The following is a 926-nucleotide window of genomic DNA, read 5'->3' as shown; positions in this document are numbered from 1 at the left end:
CCTTCGACGGCCCGGAGTCACGCAATTACGAAGCCGCCAACCGCATCGTGAAGTGCGCGGACGGCCACGCCCCCGCACCCCGCCGGGTGGTGGCCGACGTGCGGCGCATGCGGCACCTCGACCCGCACCCGGTCCTCACCGGGATCGAGGCGTCCACCTGCGCCTACTGGCACCACCGGCCGGCCCGCCGCACCCCGCTCGGCGGCCCCGACGCCCCGCCCGGCCTGCTCATCGCCTCCGCACACGACCCCGTCACGCCGATCGAGGGGGCGCACCGGCTCCGCCACCGGCTGCCGGGCTCGCGGCTGGTGACACTCCACCAGGACTACTCCCACGGGGTGTTCGCCAGCCGCGGCAACGCCTGCGTCGACCGGACGGCCGCCGCGTATCTGGTCGACGGTCGCCTCCCGGCGGGCGATGTGCACTGCACCGGCCCGGGGCTGCCGGTGCCGGGTCCGCGGAAGTAGCGGGCCACGCACGGTCGAATTCCTTCGGCCGTACGGCCCCGAGCACGGGTGGGCGGCCCGGACGTCAGAAGACTGGAACCATGAGGACCGTCGCCGGGCCCACGGACCATGTCGTGGTCGTCGGAGCGGGCCTGTCCGGGCTCGCCGCCACCTTGCACCTGCTCGGCGCCGGGCGCCGGGTGACCGTCGTGGAACGCGCCACCCGGCCCGGCGGCCGGGCCGGACGCCTGGACCGCGGTGGCTACCGCTTCGACACCGGACCCACCGTGCTCACCATGCCGGACCTGCTGGCCGAGCCGCTGGCGGCCGTGGGGGAGGAGCTGTCCGACCGGCTCGACCTGGTGGCGCTGCACCCCGCCTACCGGGCCGCGTTCGCCGACGGCAGCAGCCTCGACGTCCACACCGGCGCGGACGCCATGGAGGAGAGGGGTACGGGCCTTCGCCGGGCCGCGCGAAGCG

2 protein-coding genes are annotated in these 926 nt (G+C 75.9%); both read left to right on the top strand.

All coding sequences use genetic code 11. The annotated features are described in order from the left end of the window. A partial coding sequence (locus tag SSOG_RS04980; RefSeq protein ID WP_039936602.1) for an alpha/beta hydrolase occupies positions 1-467 on the top strand: 467 nt, incomplete at its 5' end. Positions 468-547: 80 nt separating this feature from the next. Beyond that, the coding region (locus tag SSOG_RS04975) for an FAD-dependent oxidoreductase (protein ID WP_039936600.1) at positions 548-926 on the top strand (379 nt) is incomplete at its 3' end.

It is taken from the genome of Streptomyces himastatinicus ATCC 53653, from assembly GCF_000158915.1.
Lineage (GTDB): Bacteria > Actinomycetota > Actinomycetes > Streptomycetales > Streptomycetaceae > Streptomyces > Streptomyces himastatinicus.
Note: the sequence above shows the minus strand (reverse complement) of the source record. Positions and strands in the feature narration are given on the sequence as shown.